Below are 24,811 nucleotides of genomic sequence, written 5' to 3'. Positions count from 1 at the left end.
ACCGTCGTTCCCCTGCCCCGGCCGCGCCCCGGACACGCTCCGCCGGAGCTCAGCGTCGCGTTCCCGGCGCGGACGGCGCCGGCCTCGGATCCGGGCGGCCGGCCGGCATCGGGTGGAGTTCCTCCATCGCGACCTCGGCGATCACACGTGCGGCCGTCGCCAGCGCGGGCGAGTCCAGCTTCCACTGCTGCCAGTACAGCGGTACGTCCATGGGCCGCCCCGGCGCCAGCGCCACCAGCGCCCCGGCCCGCAGCAACGGCTCCGCCTGCGGCTCGGGCACCAGCCCCCAGCCCAGCCCGGCGGCCACGGCGTCCCGGAAGCCCTCCGAGGTCGGCACCAGGTGGCGTACGGGCCCGGCCCCCGCGACACCGCCGGACAGCCGGCGCACGAACGCGTCCTGGAGCTCGTCACGCCGGTCGAACACGATCACCGGCGCCTCCCACAGCCGCCGCGCGTCCGGCTCCACGCCCGGCGGGAAATGCCGGTCGGCGAAGGCGGGACTGGCCACCGCCAGGTACCGCGACAGCCCCAGCGCCCGCACCGTGCAGCCCGCCACCGGGTCCGGGGAGGAGGTGACGGCGGCCATCACCTGCCCCTCCCGCAGCAGCGCGGTCGTGTGGCCCTCGTCCTCCCGGTGCAGCTCGAAGCAGACCGGCGACTCCTGCGGCACCCGGGTCAACGCCGGCAGGAACCAGGTGGCGAGGGAGTCCGCGTTGACCGCGAGCGGCAGCCGGACCGGGCCCAGGTCGTCGGACATGCCCAACTCGGCCCGCGCGTCCCGCTCCAGCCGGGCGAGCTGGCGGGCGAAACGGATCACCACCTGACCGGACTCGGTGGGGCGTACCGGCTTGGAGCGCATCAGCAGCACCCTGCCGGTGCGCTGTTCCAGGGCCTTCACGCGTTGACTCACGGCGGAGGGGGTGACGTGCAGGAGCGCGGCGGCGGCGTCGAAGGTGCCCTCGTCGACGACGGCGAGCAGCGTCCGCACCTGGTCCAGGGGAAGATCTTCCATCACGAGCGCTAATGCTACGTAAAAATCTTTAGCTGTACTGGCTACGACGCGCTGATTACGGTCGTTCCATGACTCACGGCATCACCACAGCGGCCCTGGCGGGCTTCGGCACCGGCCTGTCCCTCATCGTCGCCATCGGCGCGCAGAACGCCTTCGTCCTGCGGCAGGGCGCGCGCCGCCACGCCGTCCTCCCGGTCGTCGCCATCTGCGCGCTGTCCGACGCGCTCCTCATCGCCCTCGGCGTGGCCGGCGTCGGCGCCTTCGTCACCGCCTGGCCCGCCGCCCTGACCGCCGTCGCCCTCGCCGGCGGCGGCTTCCTGATCTGCTACGGGATCCTCGCGGCCCGCCGCGTCCTGCGCCCCACCCCCGGCGCGGCCCTCACCACCGGGGGCGCGGCGGCCGGCTCCGTGCGCGGGGCGGTGCTGACCTGCCTGGCGATGACCTGGCTCAACCCGCACGTGTACCTGGACACCGTGCTGCTCGTCGGCTCCCTGGCCGCCGACCGGGGCGACCTGCGCTGGGCGTTCGGCATCGGCGCCGGCCTGGCCAGCCTGATCTGGTTCGCCGGCCTCGGATACGGAGCCCGCCTGCTGAGCGGTCCGCTCGCGCGGCCCGGCGCCTGGCGGGTGCTGGACGGGCTGGTCGCCGCGACGATGGTCACCCTGGGCGGCATGCTCCTCGTACGGGCCTGAAGTCCCCGGGCGGCGTGGCGTGGTAGGCATGCGGTGAGTCACCCACCGATCCGCTGGAGCCGCAGCCGTGCCCGACAGCCTTTCCTCCTCCGCGCCCGACGACGGGCGTGACGACGGGCGCGATGCCGGGCGCGACGAGAGGGTGCGCGCGTATTACGCGGCCCAGACCTCCCCGCTGGTCGCCGCGACCGGGATCGTCATGGACACCGAGGGGCGGGTCCTCGTCCTGGCCACCTCCTACAAGGAGGACCTGGAACTGCCCGGCGGCACCGTGGAGGACACCGAGACGCCGGAGGCGGGCCTGGCCCGGGAGCTGGAGGAGGAGCTGAGCCTCACCGTGCCCGTGGGCCGGCTGCTCGCCGTCGACTCCTGTCGGCCCGGTCGGCTCGGGCGCTCGCTCGTGGCGCACGTCCACCTCGTGGGCCCGCTCACCGCCGATCGGGCCCGGTCGCTCGCCTTCGCGGACGGTGAGATCACCCAGGCGTACTGGCTCACCCCGGAGGAGGCACAGCGGCGGCTGCCCGCCCGGCCCGCCGCACGGTTGCGGGCGGGACTGGCCGCGCTGCGCCTGGGCTCCTTCGCGCACCTGGTGGACGGCGTGCCCCAGCCGGGCTCTCCCGCCGGTTTCGACCCGGCGGACCGGGCGGCTCTGGAGCACGCGGGCGGGTTCGACGAGGCCGGGCACCGCGCCGCCCGGCCGAAGGCCCTGATCGCCGCGAACGTGGTGTTCACCGACGAGGCCGGCCGCGTCCTGCTGGTCGAGCCGGGCTACGGCACGCCCGGACGCCGGCTGCTGCCGGGCGGCGGCGTCGACAGCGACCTCGGCGAGACCCCCAGGTCCGGCGCGGCGCGCGAGGTCCGCGAGGAACTGGGCCTGGACCTGCCCCCCGGCCGGCTCCTGGCCGTCAACTGGTCCCACCGCGACGGCCATCCGGCGCGGATCCGGTTCCTCTACGACGGCGGGGTCCTCGACGCGGCCACCCTGGGCCGGATCCGCCTCCCCGAAGGCGAACTGCTGAGCTGGTGCACGGCGGAGCCCGGGGAACTGCGCGGACTGGTCAAACCCCTGCTGCGGCGGCAGATCAAGGCCTGCCTCAAGGCCCTCGCCAAGGGCACCGGGCCCCTGGAACTGCACGAGGGCCGCCCGGTCAAGCCGGCCTGAGGGCGCGACGGATGGTGCCGGATCCCTACCCATGCGGCCCATGCACACGGACCCCATACCCCCTTGGAGTATCCCGACCAGGTCGCCTACGATGGCGGGCATGAGCAACGGGGTGGGTCGAGCGAGTCGCCCCTTCGGGCTGCCCCGACGCCTGTTGCTCGTCCTGGCCGTGCTGACGGGCCTGCTCGCCATGCACGGCCTGGGACCGGGCGGCATCCCCGCCCAGGCTTCGATGACCGCCCACGCCGAGACGGTCACCGGCGCGGCGACCGCGTCGACATCGACGCACCGCACGGATCGGCCCTCGACGGACCACGCCCCGACGGACCACTCCTCCACCGCGCCCTGCGCCTGCCCGCACGACGGGCCCGGCGGCGGTCACGGCGGCGGCCCCGGAGGCGGTCACGCCGAGCACGCGGACCCCACCTGCGCGGCCTCCGGCATCAGCGGCCCTCCGGTGCTGTCCGTGCCGGCGGTCGTGCCCGGCACGGTCGACGCGTCGGCGGCGCCCGCACGGGGCCTCGTACCGACCGGGGCGACCCACGGGCGGGCGCCTCCCTCACTCAGCGAACTGCAACTCCTGCGCGTATAGGCCGGCTCGGGCGACACGTCGCCGTACGAGCCGACCACTTCACGCACGCACGCCGCTGTCCGGCGTGCCGCAGCACAGGAGAAGCACCACCATGACCGACCGCTCCACGATCAGCCGTTCCACGATCCGCCGTACCTCCGCCGTCGCGCTGGCCGCGACCGCAGCCCTCGTCCTCGCCGCCTGCGGCGGGAACTCCGACCGGGCGGGCGGCGACTCGGCGCACAACGGCCACAGCGCGTCCGCCGATGCCTCCCCGAGTGCGTCCGCGAGCGCGCCGGGCGGGAACAACGCCGCCGACACGGCCTTCGCCCAGGGGATGATCCCCCACCACCGGCAGGCCGTCGAGATGGCCGACCTCGCCGCCACGCGCGCCGGATCCGCCGAGGTGAAGCAGCTCGCGGAGGAGATCAAGAAGGCCCAGGACCCGGAGATCAAGACCCTGTCCGGGTGGCTGACCTCCTGGGGCGAGCAGGTGCCCGCGGCTGACGCCGCCGGCGGCGGGCACGGCGGACACGACGGGCACACCATGTCCGGGATGATGACCGCCGAGGAGCTGGACCGGCTGTCGAAGTCCACCGGCCAGGCCTTCGACACCGCCTTCCTCGACCTGATGATCAAGCACCACGAGGGCGCCGTGGCGATGGCGAAGACCGAAGAGTCCCAGGGCCGCTTCCAGCCCGCCAAGGACATGGCCGGCGCCATCGTCTCCTCCCAGAGCGCCGAGATCGCGCGTATGAAGACGCTCCTCGGCAAGAACTGACCCACCGGGCCCGGCGCGGCCCGGCCCCGGAAACGACGAAGCGCCGAGGCCGGGGCGAGGAAGGCATTCCTTCTTCGCCCCGGCCTCGGCGCGGACCGCGCGGCGGCCGCCGTCAGGCGGTCAGACCGTCAGACCTGCGGGGCCGGGTAGGTCGGGTACTCCACCCCGGACACGGTCTGGACGACGCGGATGACCTGGCAGGAGTAGCCGAACTCGTTGTCGTACCAGAGGTAGAGGATCGCGTTGTCGCCGTCCACCTTGGTGGCGCCGGCGTCGATGATCGAGGCGTGGCGCGAGCCGACGAAGTCCATGGAGACCGCGTCGGGCGCGGTGGTGAAGTCGATCTGGCGCTTGAGCGGCGAGTGCAGCGAGACGTCGCGGAGGTGGTCGAGGACCTCCTCGCGGGTGGTCTCGCGGCCCAGGCGCAGGCTGAGGATCGCGATCGAGACGTCCGGGACGGGGACGCGGATCGAGCTGCCGGTGATCGGCGCCTTCAGGTCCGGCAGCGCCTTGGCGACGGCGGACGCGGCACCGGTCTCGGTGATGACCATGTTGAGCGGCGCGGAGCGGCCGCGACGGTCGGCCTTGTGGTAGTTGTCCAGCAGGTTCTGGTCGTTCGTGAACGAGTGGACGGTCTCGACGTGGCCACGCAGGACGCCGTACTCGTCGTCCATCGCCTTCAGCGGCGGGACGATCGCGTTGGTGGTGCAGGAGGCGCAGGACAGGATCCGCTCGTCCGGCTTGATCGTGTCGTGGTTGACGCCGTGCACGATGTTCGGGACGTCGCCCTTGCCGGGCGCGGTCAGGACGACCTTGTCGATGCCGGGGCGCAGGTGCTTGGACAGACCCTCGCGGTCGCGCCACTTGCCCGTGTTGTCGATGAGGATGGCGTCCTTGATGCCGTACGCGGTGTAGTCGACCTCGGAGGGGTCGTTCGCGTAGATCACCTTGATCGCGTTGCCGTTGGCGAGGATCGTGTTCGTCGCCTCGTCCACGGTGATGGTGCCCTGGAACTGGCCGTGGATCGAGTCGCGGCGCAGCAGCGAGGCGCGCTTGACGATGTCCTGGTCGCCGCCCTGGCGGACGACGATGGCGCGCAGGCGCAGGCCGTTGCCGGAGCCGGCCTTCTCGATGAGCAGGCGGGCGACGAGGCGGCCGATGCGGCCGAAGCCGTAGAGGACGACGTCGCGGCCGTCGCCGCGCTCGATCTTGTTCTCGCCGGTGGCGCCGGCGACGGCCTCGGCGGTGAACCGCTCCACCGACAGACCGCGGTCGTCGCTCTTGTACGTCGCGGCGAGCATGCCGATGTCGATCTGCGAGGGGCCGAGATCGAGGGTGGTGAGCGCCTGCAGGAACGGCATCGTCTCGGTGACCGAGAGCTCCTCGCCGTCGATCTGCCGGGCGAATCGGTGGGTCTTGAGGATGCTGACCACTGACTTGTTCACCAGGGAGCGGCTGTGGAGCAGGATCGTGACGTCACGCTCCCGGTGCAGCTTCCCGATGATGGGGATCATGGATTCCGCGATCTCTTCGCGGTTCTTCCAGTTGGTGAACGAGTCCTCGTTGACAGTCACAGGTTCATCTTTCGAGCTAGGCGGCGCTCATATGCTAACCCCACCGTCCTTCGATCTTTCCGGGGGCGCCCCCGTCAACCCGACGGCCACCTGATCATCCCTCCGGCGGAAGCCCATATTCCGGCCCCCGAGGCCTGTGCCACCGAAGGTGTTTTCCCAGCTCAGAGCCGCTCCGACGGAGAGGGCGTTGGCGTCGGCGCGGCGTGGTGAGCGGCTCGACCGTGATCACATCCGGGGCACCATACCCCCGCACGCAGACCGGGATGAGAGGGCGGAACGTGACGTCTCAGGTGGCCGAGAACACGGCTCCTCCAGCACGGCCGACGCATCAGGTGCGTCAACGCACCGGCCGGCAGGAGGAGACCGAACCCCAGGGGCACGAACGCGAAGGGCACGAGCCCGCGGGGCACGCGCCCGGACCGGAGGCGCCGCCGGCCCCCGGGGCGCGGACCGACGCGGAGCTGCTGATCGCCGCCTCCGTGCTGCTCGCCGACGCCGCGCTCACCGCCCGGCAGGCCGGCGCGGAACTCACCGGCCTGCTCGGCAGCCCCCGCTTCGCGCTGGAGGCCGTACGGCGCCCCGGCTGGGCACTGGGCGCCGCGCTGTCCTGCGCCCGCGCGCTGATGCGGCCGTCTGGGCTGGGCTTCGCGGCCAACGGCGGCCTCCTCGGCGAGGTGGCCCGAGCCGCGGGCAACCTGACGTACCGCCGCCCGGCGTCCACCGCCATGGCCGTGGACGCGTTCGCCCTGCGCATCAAGGCCGCGGCCGACAGCCACCCGAACCTCGACTCGCCCTTGGCCCGGCGGCTCACCGACGCGATGGTGGCCGGGGAGCGGCTGGAGGCCCTGCGGGCCGTGCACGCGCTGACCGAGCGGCTCGGCGTGACCCGCGCGCTGACCACCGTGAGCCCCGTGATCATGGAGCTGTTCGCCCTGTCGGGGCTGCTCGACGAGAACCCGGTCAACGACGACTTCTCCTGGGTGACCCTGGCCGGCGGCGTCCCGACCACCGACCCGTTCCTCGGCCTGCCCAGTTCGGTGCTGAAGTTCCTCAACCCCGGCCCCGGCCGCGCCGAGCGGGCCGATCCGGACCCGATCCTGGCGAAGGTCCTCGCCGGCTCCGCCAACGACATCGTCAGCTATGTGGGCGACATCGGCGCGCTCGGCAACCACGGCCTCGTCCTGCTGCGCCGCGTCCACTGCGCGGACGGCGCCGTACGCCACGTCCTGCTGCTTCCCGGAACCAGCTTCGGCCTGCTCAGCAACAGCACCCCGCAGGACCTCGTCGGCGCCTTCGACGGACTGTTGCACAGCGACACGACGTACACCCGCGCCGCGAAGAAACTGCTGCGCCGCGCCGGCGTGCCCGCCGGTTCCGAGGTGATGTTCATCGGCCACAGCCTGGGCGGGATGACGGCGATGAACCTCGCCATGGACGTCGAGGTGGCGTCCGAGTACCGGATCACCCATGTGATCGCGGTCGGCTCCCCGATCGACGGCAAGCGGCCCGCCGACCACACCACCCGTGTGATCAGCCTGCTCAACAAGCACGACGTGATCCCGGCGTTGGACGGACGCGGCCCGGCCTCCCCCAACGACATCCCGGCGAGCTGGCTCGAACTGGCCTGGCTGGACGAGTCGTACGACTACCCGCTCTCGCACGCCCCGCAGGCGTACTCCGACACCCTGCGCGGCGAACAGTCCGCGTACCGGGAGCAGGTCAACGAATTGATCCGGGTCTACGACGGCACGGTCGTCGCCAACCAGCCGTACATGCTGCGCGACCGGTGAGCGCGAGGGAGAACGAGCGATGACCACGACACAAACCGAGACCGAGACCCCGACGGACACCGCGACCGAGGCCGCGACCGGCATCGCCCGCCGCCAGCCGGGCGCGGCCTGGCCGCTGGAGAGCGCCGTGTTCAGCGCGGCCATGCTCGCCGAGCGCCTACCCTGGGTCGCCGCCCCCGCCCGCGCCCTGGGCCTGACCCCGCTGACGCCCGACGGAGTGCGCAGGGGCGTACTGGCCCACCTGCGGCGGACCCGGTCCGGGCGGCCGGTACGGCTGAGCACCCCGTTCGGCACGTTCCTCGTCCCGCTCGCGGAGGCCGACGCCGAGGGGCTGCTCACCGCCGCCGCCGAGGCGGGCGCCCTCGGTCCGGCCACCGGCCTCACCCCGGGCGGGCACCGGCATCCGCTGTCGCCGCACGCCCCGCTCGCGCCCGCCGCGACCGCGCCGCCCTCCGACCTCGGCCCGTGCCTGGCACCGGAGTTGGCCCGGGTGGTGGCGGAGCGCCGCGCGGACGGCACCGTCGCCCCGGACGACTGGCGGCGCGCGGCGCTGAGGCTGGCCCGCCGGGTCGTGGTGGGCGCCGAGGCCGTCGAGGACTCCCTGCTCAGCGCGGTGCTCCGGGCGGCCGACGACGCCGTGGGCGACCGGACGCACCCGACCCGGGACGCGGCGCTGCGCCGGCGGCTGCTGCCGTACCTGACGGACCCCGACCCCGAGGCCCTCGCCGGGCGGCTGCGTACGACGGGCATCCCGGCGGAGGAGGCCCTGCCGGCGGTGGCGCACGCCCTGGCCCTGATCTCCGAGGCCGTGGCGAAGGCCGCGTGGCAGGCCCTCGCGCTGCACTCCGTACGTCCCGCCGACCCGCCCGCGCAGTGCGTGGCGACCGCCCTGGGCCTGTGGCCGCCGCTGCCGGCGTCGGTGCATCCGGTGCGCGCCGCCTTCACCTGGCAGGGCCTGGAGGTGGCCGCGGACTGCGAGATCCTGCACGCCCCGGGGCACGTACGGGAACGGCACGGCGGCGCGGGGCCGACGCCGTACCCGTCCCCGGCGGCCCTGTGCCCCGCCCCGGGCGGCTGCGCGGCGGCCGGCTTCGCCGTCCGGGTGGCGCGGGAGGTGGTGCGCGGGCTCGTGGCGCTGGCGGAACCCGCGCTGGTCTCCCCGGAACTGGACGTCGACCGGCTGCCGGACGTCCTCGACGCCGCGACCGTACGGCTGTCCCTGCTGCCGCGTGACCCCGGCGCGGGGCGGGCCGGGGCGGTGCCGGGCGCCACCCGGCTGTCGACGGAGCTGCCGCAGCCGGCGGTCGGGCGTACGCCGGCCTCGTACGGCGCCCTGGCGCGGGCCACCGCCGACCGGTTGGAGGCCCACGCGGACCGGCTCGCCGCCTGCGCGGCGGACAGCGGCTGGAACGCCGAGGAGGCGGGCGAGGGCTTCCGGCTGGTGCTGCTGGGGCACGCCGACCGGTGCGCACGGGCCGCCGACGACCTCCGGCTGGCCTCGCGCCGCCTGCTGGGCTGAGGCGGCCGACACTCCGGGGCGGGAGTTGTCCTCCCGCCCCTGGTCATCGGCTGGGGAGCGTCAGGCGAACAGCGTGTCCCGCTTCTCCCGTTCCCGGTCCACCAGTTCCTGGACCGCCGCCTGAACCCGTTCGTTGAACCGGGCGGAAACGGCGTGTCGTTCGGCGAATGCCCTGGGCCGCTCGGGAGCGGGAATCGGCTCGCCGACGGCGATGACCCACTTCGCCGGCAGCGGGAACGGCGGCGTGACGGGGAAGAACGGCAGCCCGAACATGCGCGCGATCGCGGGCACTTCACCGAGCCTCGGGCAGGACTCCTCGGCCCCGATCACCGCCACCGGAATGACGGGAGCGCCGGCCCGCAGGGCGGCCACCGCGTATCCCGGACTGAACGGCCGGAGTCGGTACCGTTCGTGGAACGGCTTTTCCAGGCCGGACATCCCTTCGGGAAACACCCCGACCAATTCCCCCGCCTTCAGGTGTTCCAAGCCCATCAGGGGATCGATCGGAACGACACTCATCGTCTTGCGCGCGTACGAGCCGGCCACGGGCATCCGGAACACCAGGGGCGCGGCCAGCACCTTCACCCGTCGATCGAGACGCCGGACCAGAACCCGGTGCAGGACGAACGCGTCCAACGCCCAGGCCCCGGAATGGTTGGCCACCACCACACCGGCTCCCTCGGTGGGGATGTTCTCCAACCCCAGGACGTCGAGCCGGAAGTAGTCGTCGATCAGCCAGTCCAGCCATCGCCTCCAGGCGACCTCCCCGCCCTCCACGAGCAGCCTTTTCGCGTACCGGAGTTCACCGCCGGCCACCTCGATCATCTCGGTGAAAATTTCCGACACAATCGAACCTCACTCACCTTTTTCGAATGATGCATTCGAACCGTCAACGGGCCGGTGTCCGACCGGCTTTGACGGGATAAACGGCCGTGGTACTTATGAGTGCACGCGAAGATCCCTTTTCGGGAAATCGCTTCTTCGTTCCCCGACAAATGAGGTTCCATGACCACGTCCACGCACGGGTCCGTTCTCGACACGATCAGCGCCCTGATCCTCGAAAACTTCGAGGTGTCCGCCGAGGAGGTGCACGCGGACGCCCCGCTGCGCGACCTGCTCGCCGACTCCCTGATGCTCGTCGAGATGGCCATCATGGTGCACGAGGCCATCGGCGCCGAGGTCACGGAGGACGAGCTGCGCACCCTCACCCTCGGCGAACTCGCCGCCGCCGTCAGCGCCCGCCGAACGGAGGCCTGACCGGCTCGCGCAGCGGGGCCCGCGCCAGGAAGCGCGCGAACATCGGCGCCAGCTTCTCGCACGAGGCCCGGCGGGTGGCGGGGGCCGTACAGTCGTCCGGGCCGTCGGGCAGGCGTTCCCACGGCGCCGGCGGCGCTCCGTCCGCGTCCTCGATCCACCGCGCGAGCGCGTGGTGGTCGGGCGCGGCGTCCGGGGCGATCACGTCGTAGAGGAGCGTCGCGCCGGCCGCGTTGACCGCCCCGCACAGGGCGTTGACCCGGCGCCCGAGGCCGGGCTCCCCGGCGTCGATCAGGTCCTTCAGTACGCGCACCATCGCGAGGGCGGTGGGCCCGTGCCGCACCGCGTCCAGACGCAGCCCCGTGTTGATCATGTCCTGCTGACCGCAGGCGATGACGGCCGGAGCGTAGTCGTACCCGTCGCGGAACAGCTCCGCCGCCCACCACAGCCGGGCGAAGGTCTGGGTGGGGTGGCGCCCGGTGTACCGCGCGGCGGCCACTGCCCCGGTCGGGCCGTACGGCTGGTGGCGCCACCGGACGTAGTCGGGTGCGACGGCCAACGCCAGGAAGTTCCACAGCTCGGCCCCGGCCGCCTCGCGGCGGGTCATGCGTACGGTCGCGTGCAGCCTCGGCGCGAGCCAGGCGTCGGCGCCGGTGGGCGTGTCCCGGAACCGGTGCATGGCCTCGTCGAGGAGCTCCCGGACCGGCGCGGTGTTCCAGCGGTCGCAGGCCGTCTCGATCGGGGTGCTCGCGCGCAGCACCTCCGCCGGGTCGGGCTCGTCGCGACCGGCGAGGACGTCGGTGGTGAGAAAGGCGGCGGCGAGCCCGGCCGGCAGCAGGGCGAGCCGGTGAGGGAGTCGGTTCATCGGGGGCCGTCCTCCCGGGTCCGCGCGACGGCGCGGATCATCGACGTCAGGTTCCTGGCCATCCGGCCGCGCCTGCTCGCGGCGTACTGGACGCGGGACACCAGCTCGGCCCAGCCGTGTCCTTCCGCGCGTCGCGCGTGGGCCTCGGCCAGCGCCTCGGCGAGCGGCAGGTCGGGAAAGATCTCGGGGAGCATGGCGCGCAGGACCGACTCCCGCCAGCCGTCCGGGAGTTGGGGGTCCTCGCCCTCGTCGTGGTCGAGTTCGCCGAGGGCGGTGTGGAACATCGCGGCCCAGGCCTCGGTGGCGATCTGCGCGGCCACGAGGCCGACGCCCGCCCGTGCCGTCGGGCCGCCGGCGTCGCCGAGCAGCGCGGACAGCCCTTCGAAGGACGTGTTGAGCCATACGGTGGGCCGTTCCCCGGTGGTGTCGACCAGCCAGGGGGCGTCCCGGTAGGGGCGCAGCCGTTCCAGGGGGCCGTCACGGAAGTCCGTCTCGCGGATGTCCGGTGTGATCTCGGGAGTCGGTGTGCGCGCCTGGAGATCGATGGTCCAGGACGTGGCGCTCGCGCCGATGACGCGTCCGTCGATACCGCCGTGGCCGGCGACGACGTTCACGGAGAGGACGGCGCGGGCGAGGTGGGACGAGCGGACGAGGCGGATCTCGCCGCGCCAGTGCCGCTCGTCACGGCGGCGCGCGAGGCGGCTGACGACCCGGGTGTGTGTGGCCCGTTCCGTCAGGACGGCGACGCAGGTCACACCGGACCAGGGGCCGTCGGCCAACTCATCGACGGGCAGCTCGACTTCGAGTTCGAGCACGGCTTCCGTCCAGTCGTCCCGCGTGTCCGGACGCAGTGCGACGATCCGATCCCGGCGGGAGATGCGGGAGACCGGAAGCGGTGTGCCGTCGACGCTCGCCCGCAGGACGGTGGCCTCGACCGTCCCGGTGAGGACGGGGTAGGGGCGGACGGTGCTCATGCCGGGACCTCCCGCGCCTGGCGGACGTCGACGGTCACGGCCGCCAAGGCGGCGGCGACCGGATGGTCGGCGGCCTCGGTGACCGCTCGGAAGCGGGCGGTGCGGACGTCCGGGGCGACGATCAGCCGGCCGTCCAGAACCGTGCAGTTCTCCGTCGCGACCAGTTCCGACCACGGCAGGGTGGGACGCCCGCCGGAGCGTACGTCGCACCGTGCGACCGGCAGGAGCCGCCAGCGCCGCTCGGCGCGGTGCGGGATCGACAGGGTCACGTCGAGGGTCCAGGCCCCGGCGGCGTCCACGGCTCCGTGCACCCGGTCGACGGTCGGGTACGCGGGCCCGCGCCGGGCGGTGGCGGTGGCGGGGCCGTCCAGGCGCAGGAGGTCGCGCAGCAGTGCGGGGCCGGGGGTGTCCTGCCGCCCGGGGTCCGCGGGGGTGTCGAGGAGCGCCCGGAGCGCCGTGTCCACGGCGGTGTGGAAGTCCGCCAGGCGGTGGGGGGCTTCGGCCCCGTAGGCGTCGAGGAGTTCGCCGGTCGTCGTCCAGCGGTGGTGGCCGGGGGGTTCGGCGGCGCGCAGGAAGGCCTCGGCGGCGTGCGCGGTCGCGTCGTCCGCGCCCGTGGCGGTTCCGGCGAGGAGGACGGCGTGGAGATCCGCCGGGCCGTGGTGGCCGGGGCGTCGGGTGGTGATCGTCATGCGGGTGCCGCGCAGGCAGACGACGCGGTGGTGTGTGGCGTCCGTTGCGCCGCCGGAGGCGGCCCGGGTCAGGAGGAGGACGGCGCGGTGGGTGTGGGCGGTGGCTCCGGGCCCGGCGGTGCGCAGCGGGGGGACGTGGAGGGGGACTTCGACCGCCGCTACCCGGCCCTCGGCGGCGGGGCCGGGCCGGGTGTGGCCGGCGAGGTGGGTCCGTAGGGCGTGGGCCAGAACGGGGTGGCGGTCGTCGGGGGCGACGCGGCGTTCGGGGATCACGGTCTCGCCGTTGCGCAGGGCGCGGACGGATGCTTCGAGGGGCGGCGCAGTGGTGGGGCCGGAGGTCAGGGCGGCCCAGAAGTGGTCGCCGAGGGCTGCGGCGAGGGCCTCGCTCATGCCGTCGAGGGTGGTCGCGGCGCCGGTGGGGTCGTGAGCGCCGACGAGGAGGAGGGAGGTTCCGGGGTCGTCGCCGTCGCGGTCGAGTCGCAGGTCGGCGACGGTCCTCTCGTCGGCCCACCAGGAGCGGGTCACGCCTTCGCGCTCGCGGTCGATGTCCGGCTCGCCGAGCCAGGCCGGTCCCGCGTACGCCACCCCGTCGACCTCGCGCCAGGGCAGGTCGAGGCGGCCGACGACGCGGCGGGCGGTGCGGCCCTCGTGGCGCGCGGAGAGGGTGCTGTGGACGAGGACCAGGCCGAGGCGGGTGGCGGCCCACAGGGCGGCCTTGCCCAGGCCGTGGGAGCCACCGCCGTGGTCGTCGCGCCGGTGGCTGTCGAGCTGCCGGCGGACCAGGGCGGCGTAGGGGCCGTCACCGTATTCGGGGCCGGTGAGGCCCGAGGCGTTGTAGTCGTCGATCCTCAGGAGGAGGAGGGAGGACTCCTCCTTCAGCGCGCGCAGCCCTTCGGCCAGGGCGCGGCCGGTCCGGTGGCGGGGCGTGGCGGCCGCCGCGTAATGGGGCTCCAGGTCCTGCCACTTCAGCGCGGCGAGGAACGCGTACAGGTGTTCACCGGTCAGCTCGTGCACGGTGAAGCGGACGCGGACCGGTCGGTGGGGGTCGAGGCGCTGGTCCAGGGAGTTCTGCGTGACCTCGCGGACGAGGGATGCGAGGCCGGCGCCGGCCCCGAGGGCGCCGGCCGCGTTGCCGTAGTCGCGACCGCCGTCGCGGGGGGCGGGGCGGTGGTGCCAGCCGATGGGTCGGGCGGATCCGGCGTCGGCGTCCCGGGTGAGGAGGGTGGCGAGGTCGGTGCGCAGGATCTCGGCGATGCGCGGCATGAGTTCGGGGCGCGGCCGGGCCCGCCCGGTGACCCAGGCGGACACCGCGGCCCGAGTGAGGCCCAGCCGCTGGGCGAACTCGGCCTGCGACAGCCCCCCGCGCCGCAACTGACGCCCGAGCCACACGCCGAAGTCCTCGGTGTCCCCCATCCGTTGCCCCCCAGCTCGCTCGGTCGCCGAGCAGCAGGCTAACACGGCCGTTTGACAAGATCGGTGATGTCAAACGCCGTTTGACGCGGCCGTGCGATCCACGCGCCAGCGGGGCCGCAGAAATGAACGGCGAGCAAGATCGGAAGGAATGAGCCCAATCGGGTGGACGACCACGGTGGCTGGAGCTAGCGTGATCGCAATTCGTTCTCGGACGAGGGTCGTTCGACGACCACAAGACCGTGCCAGGAGTCTGCCTTCTCGCAGGCGAGGCCGGTCTCCACGGCGTGGACAAAAAGCAGGGGCCACGCCGACGCGTACCCCGACACGGGAGGGGACAGCAACGCCGGACGGCTGAAGGATCAGTCACCTTCCTCTCGCGTTCCCACCCGCCCCGACCCGGGCGCCGGCCGCACGCGTTGCCCACTTCCTCGCACCCTCCCCGCACACGCTCCGGCACCCCGCTCGACCCTCCGCTCCGCACACGCTTCGCGCGCTCCCACGAGACAGGTGACCCAATGAACGACCGGCAGTTCGCCGATCCTTCGCTCTCCCCCGTGATCGACACCGTGGTCCGGCAGTCCGCCGTCGTCCTGAAGACGTACCAGGTGGATCCCGGACTGGTGCAGGAGCACGCGAACGGCGAACGCCGCATCACCCAGGGCGGGTACGGCGAGCGCCAACTCTTCGAGCTGGTGCAGAACGCCGCCGACGAGATCGCCGCGAAGCCCGGCGGCAAGCTCCACGTCGTCCTGACCGACCATCACCTGTACTGCGCGAACGAGGGCACCCCCGTCACCCCCGACGGCGCGGAGACCATCCTGCGGATGAGCGTCTCGCGCAAGCGCGGCGGCCAGATCGGTCGCTTCGGCGTCGGCGTGAAGTCCGTGCTGTCGGTCAGCGACACCCCCCAGTTCTTCAGCGGCCACGGCACCTTCGGTTTCGGCTTCGACCGCCAGTGGTCCGCCGCCGAGATCGCCCAGGCCCTCGGCCGCGAGGGCGACGTCGACCTCGACACCCCCGTGCTCCGCATGGCCCGCCCCCTCGACGTCGAGCAGGAGCGCGCCGACGACGACATCCTGGACAAGCTGCTGCGCTGGGCGACGACCGTGGTACGGCTCCCCCTGCTGCCCGGCGCCGCCGACCGCCTCGGCCGGGACATCACCGGCCACAAGAGCCGCGACGGCCGGGTGACGGAGGCCTTCCCGGCCCGCTTCCAGCTGTTCTCCCCGCACGTCGGCCAGGTCGCCCTGCACGACGAGCGCACCATGCCGCCGACCCGCCGCGAGATCACGATCGAGCCGAACGGCGTCCACCGCCTCCTGAAGGAGGTGGCACGCGGCGCCAAGCCGTCCACCGAGCAGTGGAAGGTCTTCTCGGTCGCGCACTCGCCCACCGCCGAGGTGGCCGACGGCGCCGGGGAACTCCACAACCGGCCGGTCCTCGACATCTCCTGGGCCGTGCCCGAGTACACGGTCCGGGGCGGTCTGTACACGACGCCCGTCGGCAAGGGCGCGTTCTGGGCCTTCTTCCCGACCAAGTACGAGGTGTCGCTGACCGGCATCCTCAACGCCCCGTGGAAGACCAACGAGGACCGTCAACACCTGCTCGACGGCAGCCCGTTCAACCGGGAACTGCTGGAGGTCGCCGCGCGACTCGTCATCGACAGCCTCCCCCGGCTGATGCCCGCCGAGGACCCGGCCGCGTACCTGCCGCTGCTGCCGGGTCGTACCAAGGAGAAGCTGAACTGGGCGGACGACCACTTCCTGCGCGCGGTGTACGCGCTGGCGGCCGAGCGGCCCTCCCTCCCGGACCAGGACGGCGTGCTCCGCGTCCCGGGCGAGCTGCGGATCACCCCGCCGAACCTGGACAGGGAGTGGCTTCGGATCTGGTCGGAGTACGAGGGCCGGCCGGTCGACTGGATCCACCCGTCCGTCGACGCCGCCGACAACAGCCTCCGGCGCGGCAAGATGATGCACGTCCTGGAAGTGGCGGGCAAGGCGACCGCGAGCGTCAAGGACTGGTTGGAGGCACTCGTCGCGGACGGCACCCCCGAGGCCTCGTGTCACGCGATCGAGATCCTCTCCCTCATGGTCCTGAAGGACCAGTCCGGACGCCTCACCGGGGACTCCCTGATGACGGCCGAGGCCCGCCGGGCCAGGATCGTACTGACGGAGGACGGCCGGATGGTGGCTCCCGTCGCCGGTGAGATCTACCACCGGACGTCCGCCGACGCCCTGCGCGACGACATGGTCTACGTCCACCGGGCGATCTCCGAGCGTCCCGAGATGGCCCGCCACCTGCACTCCATCGGCATCCGCGTCGCCGACGCCCAGGGCCGCTTCGAGGGCGTGCTCGACCAGGGCTTCGGCCACTACGACGACGCGGCCTGGTCGAACTTCTGGGTCCTGCTGCGCAGCGCCGGCGGTACCGCGCAGGTGGCCAGGATCCGGAGCCGGGTGGACAAGCCCCTGGACACCCTGCGCGTGCGCACCCTGGACGGCCGCTACCGTCCGATGCGCGACTGCCTGCTCCCCGGCCCCGTCGTCCCCGGCGACGGCAGCCGGGACCGGAAGATCGCCGTCGACCTCGGCTTCCACGAGAGCGACCGGGCCGTCTTCCGTGAACTGGGGCTCGTGGACCGCCCGTCTCCCGGTCACCGACCGGACGGCCACCACTGGTACGAGGAGTACCGCCAGTACGTCCACGACCAGCACCTGCGCAGTCTGCCCACCTCCGCCCCGCGCCCCACCATCGGCCGACTCGTGACCGAGGGCGCCGCGACGGCCGGCCCGCTGCACCTGCTGCCCGCCCTCTCCGAGGAGGGTCGCGCCGCCTTCGTCGCCGCGCTCCCGGAGTCCGGCATCGTCCAGTTCTGGCAGATGCGGTACGGCGCCCAGGGCAACACCCGCAAGGCCGTGCTGTCCCCCATGCGCTGGGTGATCGACCGGCACGCCCTGGTGCGGACCTCGCTGGGGCTGACCCGGGTCTCCGAGGCCGTGGGGCCCCAGCTCAAGGAGTACCGCTCCGTCCTGCCCGTGGCGGAGATCCCGGCGGAGACGGCGCGGCTGCTGAACATGCCCGGCGCCCCCGAGGACGTGCCCGGCGCCCGCTGGGGCAAACTCCTCGACCGCGTCCTGGCCAGCGAGGACGACACCTTCATCGGCCGCGCGTACGCCCTGCTGCACCGGGTCGGCTTCCAGTTCCCGGAGGGGGTCCTCACCCGGTGCCGGGTCGGCCGCGCCTGGGAGACCCGCCCGGACCACGAGATCGCCGTGGCGACGAACGCCGCCGACTTCAAGGAACTCCAGCTCGAACAGCTTCCCGCGCTCCTCGTCGCCGAGAAGGCGGACGCGGCCACCGCGAAGCAGATGATCGAGGACTGGGGGATGCTGCGGGTCTCGGACGTCATCAGCAAGGAGATCGACCCGATCCGCATCGGCCGTTCGGTACCCCTGTTCGAGGAGTTCACCGCGATCAAGGCACGGCTGGGCAATGTGGGCAGCAGCTTCAAGATCCAGCGCTGCTCGCAGCTGGAGCAGGTCGTACGCACGCCCATGGGCAGCAACCGTGTCCCGCTGAAGGCCGCCCGCAAGGGTCAGATCCTCTACGTACTGGACTCCCTGGACCGGCTCCAGGTGCTCATGGCCGCCGACCAGGAGTTCAAGTGGGGCTTCGGCCTGCCGGGGTGCAGCCAGGCCCTGGCCCTCCAGGACCGGCAGGAGCACGACCAGGCCCTCCTGTCGCGGCTGAAGGCGGTGCGCGAGAGCGAGAGCGTCATCGACAAGATCGCCCTGCTGATCGGTGAGGAGGCGCTGCGCGGCGAACTGCCCCCGGGTCTCCTGGAGAGCGAGATCCAGGAGCAGGGCGGCGAACCGAGCCCGCGCCGCATCGCGGAGATGGCGTTCAACGCGCACGGCGAGGCGATCCTGCGCGTCCACTCCCGCGACCTGTCGCTGGCCTTCCCCACCCGTGCCCCGAGTTCCTTCACCGGCAACACGAAGGCCCTGCGGTTCGTGACCGACCTCGGCTTCCCCGACTCGTTCGCGGGCGCCCGCGCACCCTCCCTCGAACCCCGCCTGGAGGTGGAGGGCCCGTCCGAGTTCCCGGCGCTGCACCCGTACCAGGAGGAGCTGGCGCAGGCGCTGCTGGGGCTGTTGGAGAACCGGACGCCGCAGCGCGGCATGCTCAGCCTGCCGACCGGCGCCGGCAAGACGCGCGTCACGGCCGAGGGGGTCATCCGCTGGATCCGGGACCGGGAGACGCTGCCGGGTCCGGTCCTGTGGATCGCCCAGACCGAGGAGCTGTGCGAACAGGCCGTACAGAGCTGGCGGTTCGTGTGGTCGAAGGTGGGGCCCGAACTGCCGCTGGTCATCAGCCGGTTGTGGTCGACCAACGAGGCGACCCCCGTCGACGGACGCCCCCACCTCGTGGTCGCGACCGACGCCAAGCTCGACCACTGCCTGGCGACGGAGGAGTACGCCTGGCTGCGTCGGGACGCCTCGCTCGTCGTCATCGACGAGGCGCACACCGCGATGTCCCCCCGGTACACGCAGCTGCTCCACGACCTGGACCTGACGCACCACCGCACCGGCCGGCACCTGGTCGGGCTGACCGCGACCCCGTACCGCAACAACGAGGAGCTGACGCGGCTGCTCGTCCAGCGCTTCGGCAACCGGCTCGACACGGACGTCTTCGACGGTGATCTGGCCACCGCCATCAAGCACTTGCAGCAGATCGGCGTGCTCGCGCAGGTCAGACACCGGGAACTGGCGGGCGCCGACATCGCCTTGACGCCGGACGAACTGGCCCAGTCGCAGAAGTTCGCCACCCTCCCCAAGGGCGCGGAGCAGCGGCTCGCCGAGGACCACGAGCGCAGTCAGCGCATCGTGGACGAGATCGCCGACATGCCCTCGGACTGGCCCGTGCTGGTCTTCGCGACCTCGGTGGCCCACGCCAAGCTGCTCGCCGCGAAGCTCGGGGACCGCGACATCAAGGCCGCCGCGATCGACTCCACGACGCCCACCAACGAACGGCGCAAGCAGATCGACGACTTCCGCAAGGGCCGGATCCAGGTCCTGACCAACTACGGCGTGCTCACCCAGGGCTTCGACGCCCCGGCCACCCGGGCCGTCGTCGTCGCCCGGCCCACGTACAGCCCCAACATCTACCAGCAGATGATCGGGCGCGGTCTGCGCGGTCCGAAGAACGGCGGCAAGGAGACCTGCCTGATCCTCAACGTCCGGGACAACGTCTCGAACTTCGGCGAGGCTCTGGCCTTCACCGAGTTCGAGTACCTGTGGGAGGAGGGCCGATGACGACCGCCACCACCACCGTCACCGAGCACCGGCTGACGCCCGCCCAGCAGGCCGTGGTGGACCAGCCCTGGGACGCCCGGCTGCTGGTCACGGCCGGCGCCGGCGCGGGCAAGACGCACACCCTCGTGCGCCGGCTCGATGTCCTGGTCGGGCGGGAGGAGTTGGAGGCCGGGGAGATCCTGGTGCTCAGCTTCTCCCGGGCCGCCGTACGCGAACTCACCGACCGGATCGCCCGGCACGCGGACGCCGCGCGGCGCGTGCGCGTGCAGACCTTCGACGCGTGGGCGGGGGCGCTGCTCCACCGCGCCTACCCGGACACCGACTGGGGCGCGTACACCTATGACGGGCGTATCGCGGCGGCCGCCGAGGCCATCGACAAGGGGGCGGTCGAGGCGGGCGAGCACGTGCCGGCGCACGTGGTGATCGACGAGGTCCAGGACCTGGTCGGCGTCCGCCGGGACATGGTGGAGGCCCTCCTCGACCGGTTCCAGGACAGCAGCGGCTTCACGGTGGTGGGCGATCCGGCCCAGGCCGTGTACGGGTTCCAGATCTCCGACCCGCAGGCGCGGGCCGAGGAGACCGGCCGCTTCCTGGACTGGGTCCGTGCCTCCTTCGCGGGTGACCTGGTCGAGCTGCACCTCGGCGACAACTTCCGGGCCCGTACGGAGACGGCCCGCGCGGCGTTGCCGTACGGGACGGACCTGCTGCGCCTGCCCCGGCAGCCGAAGGAGGCCGCCACCGAGGCGGAACGCATCCACGGGGACCTGCGCGCGCTGCTGCTGTCCCTGCCGAACTTCGGTGGGCTGGACGAGGAGTTCGTACGGGCGGCGCTGCGCGACTACCCCGACACCACCGCCGTCCTGTGTCGGGACAACGGGCAGGCGCTCACCCTGTCGGGCCTGCTGGCCGAGGCCGGCGTCCCGCACACCCTCCAGCGGTCGGCCCGCGAACGCTCCGCCCCCGTGTGGATCGCGCAGCTGCTGAGCGCGACCGGCGCGACCACCCTGGGCCGCGACCGGTTCGAGGAGCTGCTGAGCGACCTGTCGATCCCGGCCGGCGCCACGGCGGAGTCCCTGTGGCGGTCGGTGCGCAAGGTCGCCCGGGGCAGCGGGCGCGCCACCCTCGACGTGGGGGCCCTGCACCGGGCCCTCGCCGAGGGCCGGCTGCCGGACGAGCTCACCGCGTCCGAGGCGTCGTCGCTGGTCGTCTCGACGGTGCACCGGGCCAAGGGGCTGGAGTTCGACCGGGTCCTGGTGGTCGAGCCGCGTGTGCTGCGCGAGCCCACCCCCGTACGGAAGAAGAAGTTCGACTACGACCCGGCGGCGGAGGCGCGACTGCTGTACGTGGCGATGACCCGGGCCCGCGACGACATCTACGTCCTGGACGCGCCCAACTCCTGGCAGGTGCGCAAGGACAACCGGCTCGACCGCTGGTACCTGGGCGGGCGCACCCAATGGGCGCGCAACGGGCTGGAGTTGTCGGCGTCCGACGTGTCCCATGAGCAGCCTCCCGGGTGCGAGGAGCTACACGAGGACGCCGCCGTCGTACGGGAGTTCCTGTTGACCGGGGTCGCTCCCGGGGACCCGGCGCGGCTGGAGCTGCTGCACGGGATCCCGGTCGCCGCCGACCAGTCGCCGCCGTACGCGGTGGTCGTGGGGGACCGGCGGATCGCGGTGGTCTCGGAGCGCTTCCGCGGGGACCTGTTCCGGCTGCTGCGCCGCAACGCGCACGCGAGCGTGGACCGTTGGCCGCCGCTGATCACCGGGTTGCGGGTCGACGGGGTGGAGAGCGTGGCGGGCGACCCTGCCGCGACCGAGGCCGCGGGGCTGGGCGGGCACGGTGCCTGGGTCGCGCCCCGGTTGTGCGGTCTGGGGCGCTTCCACTGGGACGAGGAGCAGCAGGTCACCGAGGGGATCACAGGATGAGCGGTTCGGCCCACGCGGCACACTACGAGGTCCGTGACGCCCTCCTCGACGCCCTGCGCGACGACCTGCTCGGTCCCGTGGGGGGCCCGGAGGAGGTCCTCAGGGACGACGCGCCGATCACCATGTACCCGGTCGGCGTGCTCTTCCCCCGCACCCGCCCGGAGCAGCCGGCAGGCTCCGCCCCGGCGGGTACCGCCGGCGCCGGGGCGGAGCCGGACGAGCGGGAGGCGGCGCGCGACGGGCTGGACGCCGTACCGCTCGGCGTCCGCCGGGACGCGGAGGAGGACGCCGTCGACCTCGGGGTGGCGCTGGCGAACGTCCGGATGCCCTCGTCCATCGGTCTGACCTTCGCGGTGGACCCGGCCGTCTCCCGGCGCATCCGGTTCACCGTGCGCGCGGCCGTGTACCGGCCCGAGGACGCGGAGGGCCGGCCGGTGGCGGCGAGGCGGACCGAGGCGCGGAGCACCGAGGCCCAGCGGGAGCACTGGCGTCGGGCGCCCCTGCCGATCGAGTCGGTCGTGGTGGACGTCACGGAGCCGGGGATGCGGCCGTCCGAAGCCCTGCATCCCGGCCTGGACCTGCGGGTCCTCGTCCGGCCCGCCGCCGGCCCGGACGGGAGCGTGACGGTGACGGCGACGGTCGTCAACAGCCTGGAGGTGGGCCCGTACGATCTGCGGGACGCCCACTGCTTCTACCAGCCGGAGATGACGGTGACCGCCGAGGACGGCGGCGCCCGCGCCTTCGTCGTGCGGCCTGCGGCGCGGGGCGCGGTCGACGCGGAGCAGGCGCTGAGCCGGCTCCTGCACCGTCACGCGCCCGGCTTCGCCACCGGTCACGGCTGTGCGGCGCGCTGGGACTGGACTCCCCCGCCGGTGGGCTCCCCGCAGCCGGCGCGTCCGAGCGTGGCCGCCGTGCACACCGAGCTCGTGCCCTCCCACGAGGTGCTGCTGACGGATTCGAACCCGGACATCGACGACCGGGCCCTGACCATGCACGGCCTGGGTAGCGCCCCGGCCGAGGAGATCACGTCGGCCCTGCGGGCCCTGCTCGCCGACTACGAGCGGTGGATCGACGCCCAGGAGGCCCAGGCCGGGGCCCTGGCCGGCACGGAGCACGCGGGTGTCGCGACGGAGCAGGTCCGGCTGTGCCGGGAGGCGTTGGGGCGGATGCGGGCGGGTGTGGACCTGCTGGCCGACCCGAACCGGCCCGAGGTGTTGAAGGCCTTCCGGCTGGCGAACCTCGCGATGGCCGAGCAGCGGGCCCGCACCTCGTGGATCAAGGACGGCAGGGAGGGGGAACCGGACGAGCGGGCGGGTCGTTGGCGCCCGTTCCAGATCTCCTTCGTGCTGCTGTGTCTGAGGGGCATCGTCGACCGCGACGGCGAGGACCCCGACCACGACGACCGCGCGATCTCGGACCTGCTGTGGTTCCCCACCGGTGGCGGCAAGACCGAGGCCTACCTCGGGCTGATCGCCTTCACCGCGTTCCTGCGCCGCCTGCGGGACGGTGACGCCGGGGGCGGTGTGACCGTCCTGATGCGGTACACCCTGCGACTGCTGACGCTCCAGCAGTTCCAGCGCGCGGCGGCGCTGATCTGCGCCATGGAGCGGCTGCGGGCGGCCGATCCCGAGGCGCTGGGGCGGGAGGAGATCTCCATCGGCATGTGGGTGGGGCGGTCCGCGACGCCCAACTCCCTCGCCGTCGCCGGGGAGAAGCTGGCGGCGCTACGGGGCAACGAGAACCTCCAGTTGCAGGCCGAGAACCCGGTGCAGCTGCGGAACTGCCCGTGGTGCGGGGAGCCGCTGCGGGCCCGTGACTACGCCGTCGTGGAGGCGGAGGTACGCATGACCGTCGCCTGCCCTTCGGGGACGTGCGACTTCCACCGCGGACTGCCCGTGCACCTGGTGGACGAGGCGGTCTACGCCCACCGGCCGACCCTGGTCATCGCCACCGTCGACAAGTTCGCCTCGATGCCGTGGCGCCCCGCCTCGGCGGCCCTCTTCAACCGTGACGTGTCCGGCGTCCGGCCGCCCGAGCTGATCGTGCAGGACGAACTTCACCTGATCTCAGGCCCGTTGGGGACCCTGACCGGTCTGTACGAGACCGCTGTGGACAGCCTGGCACGGCGGCCCAAGGTGATCGCCTCGACGGCGACCATCCGCCGCGCCGACGAACAGGGAACCCGACTGTTCCGGCGTACGGTGGCCCAGTTCCCGCCGGCGGGCCTCGACGCGCGGGACTCCTGGTTCGCCGTCGAGACGGCCCGGGAACGCAAGGCCGCCCGCCGCTACGTCGGACTGCTGACCTCCAGTACCAGCCAGTCGACGCTACTGATCCGCGTGTACGCGGCGCTGCTGCACCGCGCCGGCGCGCACGACGCGCCGCCGGAGGTGAAGGACGCGTACTGGACCCTGGTCGGCTACTTCAACAGTCTGCGGCTGCTGTCGGCCGCCGAACTCCAGGTCCTCGACGACGTCCAGGACCGGTTGGAGTTCCTGGCCGTCCGCGACGGAATCAAGGTGCGCGGCGCCGACGCGGTCACGGAGCTGAGCAGCCGGGCCAACTCCACTGACGTTTCCCGTCGGTTGGCGCAGCTGGAGCGGCGGCTGCCGCAGCCGGACGTACTGGACGTGCTGCTCGCCACCAACATGATCTCCGTCGGTGTGGACGTGGATCGTCTCGGGCTGATGGCGGTGATGGGCCAGCCGCAAACCACCGCCGAGTACATCCAGGCCACGAGCCGCGTCGGCCGCCGCCACCCCGGGCTGGTCGCCGTCATGCTCAACTCCGCTCGTTCGCGCGACCGTTCGCACTACGAGGACTTCCAGTCCTTCCACTCGGCCCTCTACCGGGAGGTGGAGTCCACCAGCGTCACCCCGTTCTCCTCGCGGGCCCGCGACCGGGGGCTGCACGCCGTCGTCGTGGCCCTGGCCCGGCTGATGCTGCCCGCCGCCCGCGCGAACAACGCGGCGGCCCGCATCGCCGACTTCGAGGACGAGCTGCGCGAGCGGGTCGGGGAGCCGCTGCTCGCCCGGGTGGCGGCCGTGGAGCCGGCGGAGGCCCGAGCCACCGCCGAGGCCTTCGACCAGTTCGTGCAATGGTGGCGCGAGGAGGCGCGCGAGCGCCCGAACCTCGTCTACGAGGCCCCGCGCGGCACCCGCCTGCCCGCGCTGCTGGCCGACTACGACGACGAGTCGCCCCACGCCTCGCCGTGGAAAACCCTGTGGAGCCTGCGCGACGTCGACGCCTCGTCCACCTTCTTCGAGGAGCGCTGA

16 protein-coding genes are annotated in these 24,811 nt (G+C 73.1%); 10 read left to right on the top strand and 6 right to left on the bottom strand.

What is annotated here, in order from left to right; genetic code table 11:
- Positions 1–49: 49 nt before the first annotated feature.
- On the bottom strand, positions 50–1,012 hold the full coding sequence (locus M4D82_RS28465) for a LysR family transcriptional regulator ArgP (protein ID WP_249769463.1): 963 nt from the start codon (positions 1,010–1,012) through the stop codon (positions 50–52).
- A gap of 68 nt (positions 1,013–1,080) precedes the next feature.
- Between M4D82_RS28465 and M4D82_RS28460 the strand changes: the two genes are divergently transcribed.
- The 4 genes from M4D82_RS28460 (at position 1,081) to M4D82_RS28445 (ending at position 4,218) form a co-directional block, all read left to right on the top strand.
- A complete protein-coding gene (locus M4D82_RS28460; protein WP_249769461.1) occupies positions 1,081–1,704 on the top strand; it encodes a LysE/ArgO family amino acid transporter in 624 nt (207 codons plus the stop codon).
- Between the two features lie 67 nt (positions 1,705–1,771).
- On the top strand, positions 1,772–2,866 hold the full coding sequence (locus tag M4D82_RS28455) for an NUDIX domain-containing protein (protein WP_249769459.1): 1,095 nt from the start codon (positions 1,772–1,774) through the stop codon (positions 2,864–2,866).
- A 100-nt stretch (positions 2,867–2,966) separates the two neighbouring features.
- Positions 2,967–3,458 carry a DUF6153 family protein gene (locus tag M4D82_RS28450; RefSeq protein ID WP_249769456.1) on the top strand — a complete coding sequence of 164 codons (492 nt, stop codon included), beginning with the start codon at positions 2,967–2,969 and terminating at the stop codon, positions 3,456–3,458.
- A 91-nt stretch (positions 3,459–3,549) separates the two neighbouring features.
- Positions 3,550–4,218: a DUF305 domain-containing protein gene (locus M4D82_RS28445; RefSeq protein WP_249769433.1), complete on the top strand. Its 669-nt coding sequence runs from the start codon at positions 3,550–3,552 to the stop codon at positions 4,216–4,218.
- A 128-nt stretch (positions 4,219–4,346) separates the two neighbouring features.
- Here M4D82_RS28445 and M4D82_RS28440 read toward each other — a convergent pair whose 3' ends face one another.
- Complete coding sequence (locus tag M4D82_RS28440) at positions 4,347–5,792, bottom strand: glyceraldehyde-3-phosphate dehydrogenase (protein WP_249769431.1); 1,446 nt, start codon at positions 5,790–5,792, stop codon at positions 4,347–4,349.
- 278 nt (positions 5,793–6,070) lie between these two features.
- On the opposite strand from M4D82_RS28440, the gene M4D82_RS28435 reads away from it, so the two are divergent.
- Together M4D82_RS28435 and M4D82_RS28430 are read left to right on the top strand one after the other, a co-directional pair.
- Positions 6,071–7,582: a lipase family protein gene (locus M4D82_RS28435; protein WP_249769429.1), complete on the top strand. Its 1,512-nt coding sequence runs from the start codon at positions 6,071–6,073 to the stop codon at positions 7,580–7,582.
- 19 nt (positions 7,583–7,601) lie between these two features.
- Positions 7,602–9,101, top strand: a complete 1,500-nt coding sequence (locus M4D82_RS28430; RefSeq protein ID WP_249769427.1) for a cytochrome P450 family protein — start codon at positions 7,602–7,604, stop codon at positions 9,099–9,101.
- Between the two features lie 60 nt (positions 9,102–9,161).
- Here the strand turns inward: M4D82_RS28430 and M4D82_RS28425 are convergent, their stop codons facing one another.
- A complete protein-coding gene (locus tag M4D82_RS28425; RefSeq protein ID WP_249769417.1) occupies positions 9,162–9,947 on the bottom strand; it encodes a 1-acyl-sn-glycerol-3-phosphate acyltransferase in 786 nt (261 codons plus the stop codon).
- A gap of 159 nt (positions 9,948–10,106) precedes the next feature.
- On the opposite strand from M4D82_RS28425, the gene M4D82_RS28420 reads away from it, so the two are divergent.
- Positions 10,107–10,358 (top strand): acyl carrier protein, encoded by a 252-nt coding sequence (locus M4D82_RS28420; RefSeq protein WP_249769408.1) that lies wholly within the window; start codon positions 10,107–10,109, stop codon positions 10,356–10,358.
- Here M4D82_RS28420 and M4D82_RS28415 read toward each other — a convergent pair.
- Genes M4D82_RS28415 through M4D82_RS28405 form a run of 3 tightly spaced genes read right to left on the bottom strand, consistent with a single transcriptional unit; the run spans position 10,333 to position 14,296 of the window.
- Positions 10,333–11,220, bottom strand: coding sequence for a DUF6339 family protein (locus M4D82_RS28415; RefSeq protein WP_249769406.1), 888 nt, complete (start codon positions 11,218–11,220; stop codon positions 10,333–10,335). The genes M4D82_RS28420 and M4D82_RS28415 overlap by 26 nt on opposite strands.
- Positions 11,217–12,194, bottom strand: coding sequence for a hypothetical protein (locus M4D82_RS28410; RefSeq protein ID WP_249769404.1), 978 nt, complete (start codon positions 12,192–12,194; stop codon positions 11,217–11,219). Before M4D82_RS28410 ends, M4D82_RS28415 begins: the two co-directional genes overlap by 4 nt.
- Positions 12,191–14,296 (bottom strand): helix-turn-helix domain-containing protein, encoded by a 2,106-nt coding sequence (locus M4D82_RS28405; RefSeq protein ID WP_249769402.1) that lies wholly within the window; start codon positions 14,294–14,296, stop codon positions 12,191–12,193. Before M4D82_RS28405 ends, M4D82_RS28410 begins: the two co-directional genes overlap by 4 nt.
- 515 nt (positions 14,297–14,811) lie before the next feature.
- Here M4D82_RS28405 and M4D82_RS28400 point away from each other — a divergent pair.
- Genes M4D82_RS28400 through M4D82_RS28390 form a run of 3 tightly spaced genes read left to right on the top strand, consistent with a single transcriptional unit; the run spans position 14,812 to position 24,811 of the window.
- Entirely contained in the window at positions 14,812–19,611 is a 4,800-nt protein-coding gene (locus M4D82_RS28400) for a DEAD/DEAH box helicase (RefSeq protein WP_249769400.1), read from the top strand.
- Complete coding sequence (locus M4D82_RS28395; protein WP_249769398.1) at positions 19,608–21,536, top strand: UvrD-helicase domain-containing protein; 1,929 nt, start codon at positions 19,608–19,610, stop codon at positions 21,534–21,536. The genes M4D82_RS28400 and M4D82_RS28395 overlap by 4 nt, the downstream gene beginning before the upstream one ends.
- Positions 21,533–24,811 carry a helicase-related protein gene (locus M4D82_RS28390; RefSeq protein ID WP_249769387.1) on the top strand — a complete coding sequence of 1,093 codons (3,279 nt, stop codon included), beginning with the start codon at positions 21,533–21,535 and terminating at the stop codon, positions 24,809–24,811. Before M4D82_RS28395 ends, M4D82_RS28390 begins: the two co-directional genes overlap by 4 nt.

Source organism: Streptomyces sp. RerS4 (assembly GCF_023515955.1).
Classification (GTDB): Bacteria; Actinomycetota; Actinomycetes; order Streptomycetales; family Streptomycetaceae; genus Streptomyces.
This window is presented reverse-complemented; position numbering and strand designations above follow the sequence as displayed.

Bases quoted from the DNA above. Each gene is read 5' to 3' on its own strand.
- M4D82_RS28420 (WP_249769408.1), top strand. From the start codon at position 10,107: ATGACCACGTCCACGCACGGGTCCGTTCTCGACACGATCAGCGCCCTG.
- M4D82_RS28445 (WP_249769433.1), top strand. From the start codon at position 3,550: ATGACCGACCGCTCCACGATCAGCCGTTCCACGATCCGCCGTACCTCC.
- M4D82_RS28460 (WP_249769461.1), top strand. From the start codon at position 1,081: ATGACTCACGGCATCACCACAGCGGCCCTGGCGGGCTTCGGCACCGGC.
- M4D82_RS28405 (WP_249769402.1), bottom strand. From the start codon at position 14,296: ATGGGGGACACCGAGGACTTCGGCGTGTGGCTCGGGCGTCAGTTGCGG.
- M4D82_RS28465 (WP_249769463.1), bottom strand. From the start codon at position 1,012: ATGGAAGATCTTCCCCTGGACCAGGTGCGGACGCTGCTCGCCGTCGTC.
- M4D82_RS28415 (WP_249769406.1), bottom strand. From the start codon at position 11,220: ATGAACCGACTCCCTCACCGGCTCGCCCTGCTGCCGGCCGGGCTCGCC.
- M4D82_RS28390 (WP_249769387.1), top strand. From the start codon at position 21,533: ATGAGCGGTTCGGCCCACGCGGCACACTACGAGGTCCGTGACGCCCTC.
- M4D82_RS28450 (WP_249769456.1), top strand. From the start codon at position 2,967: ATGAGCAACGGGGTGGGTCGAGCGAGTCGCCCCTTCGGGCTGCCCCGA.
- M4D82_RS28400 (WP_249769400.1), top strand. From the start codon at position 14,812: ATGAACGACCGGCAGTTCGCCGATCCTTCGCTCTCCCCCGTGATCGAC.
- M4D82_RS28410 (WP_249769404.1), bottom strand. From the start codon at position 12,194: ATGAGCACCGTCCGCCCCTACCCCGTCCTCACCGGGACGGTCGAGGCC.
- M4D82_RS28395 (WP_249769398.1), top strand. From the start codon at position 19,608: ATGACGACCGCCACCACCACCGTCACCGAGCACCGGCTGACGCCCGCC.
- M4D82_RS28430 (WP_249769427.1), top strand. From the start codon at position 7,602: ATGACCACGACACAAACCGAGACCGAGACCCCGACGGACACCGCGACC.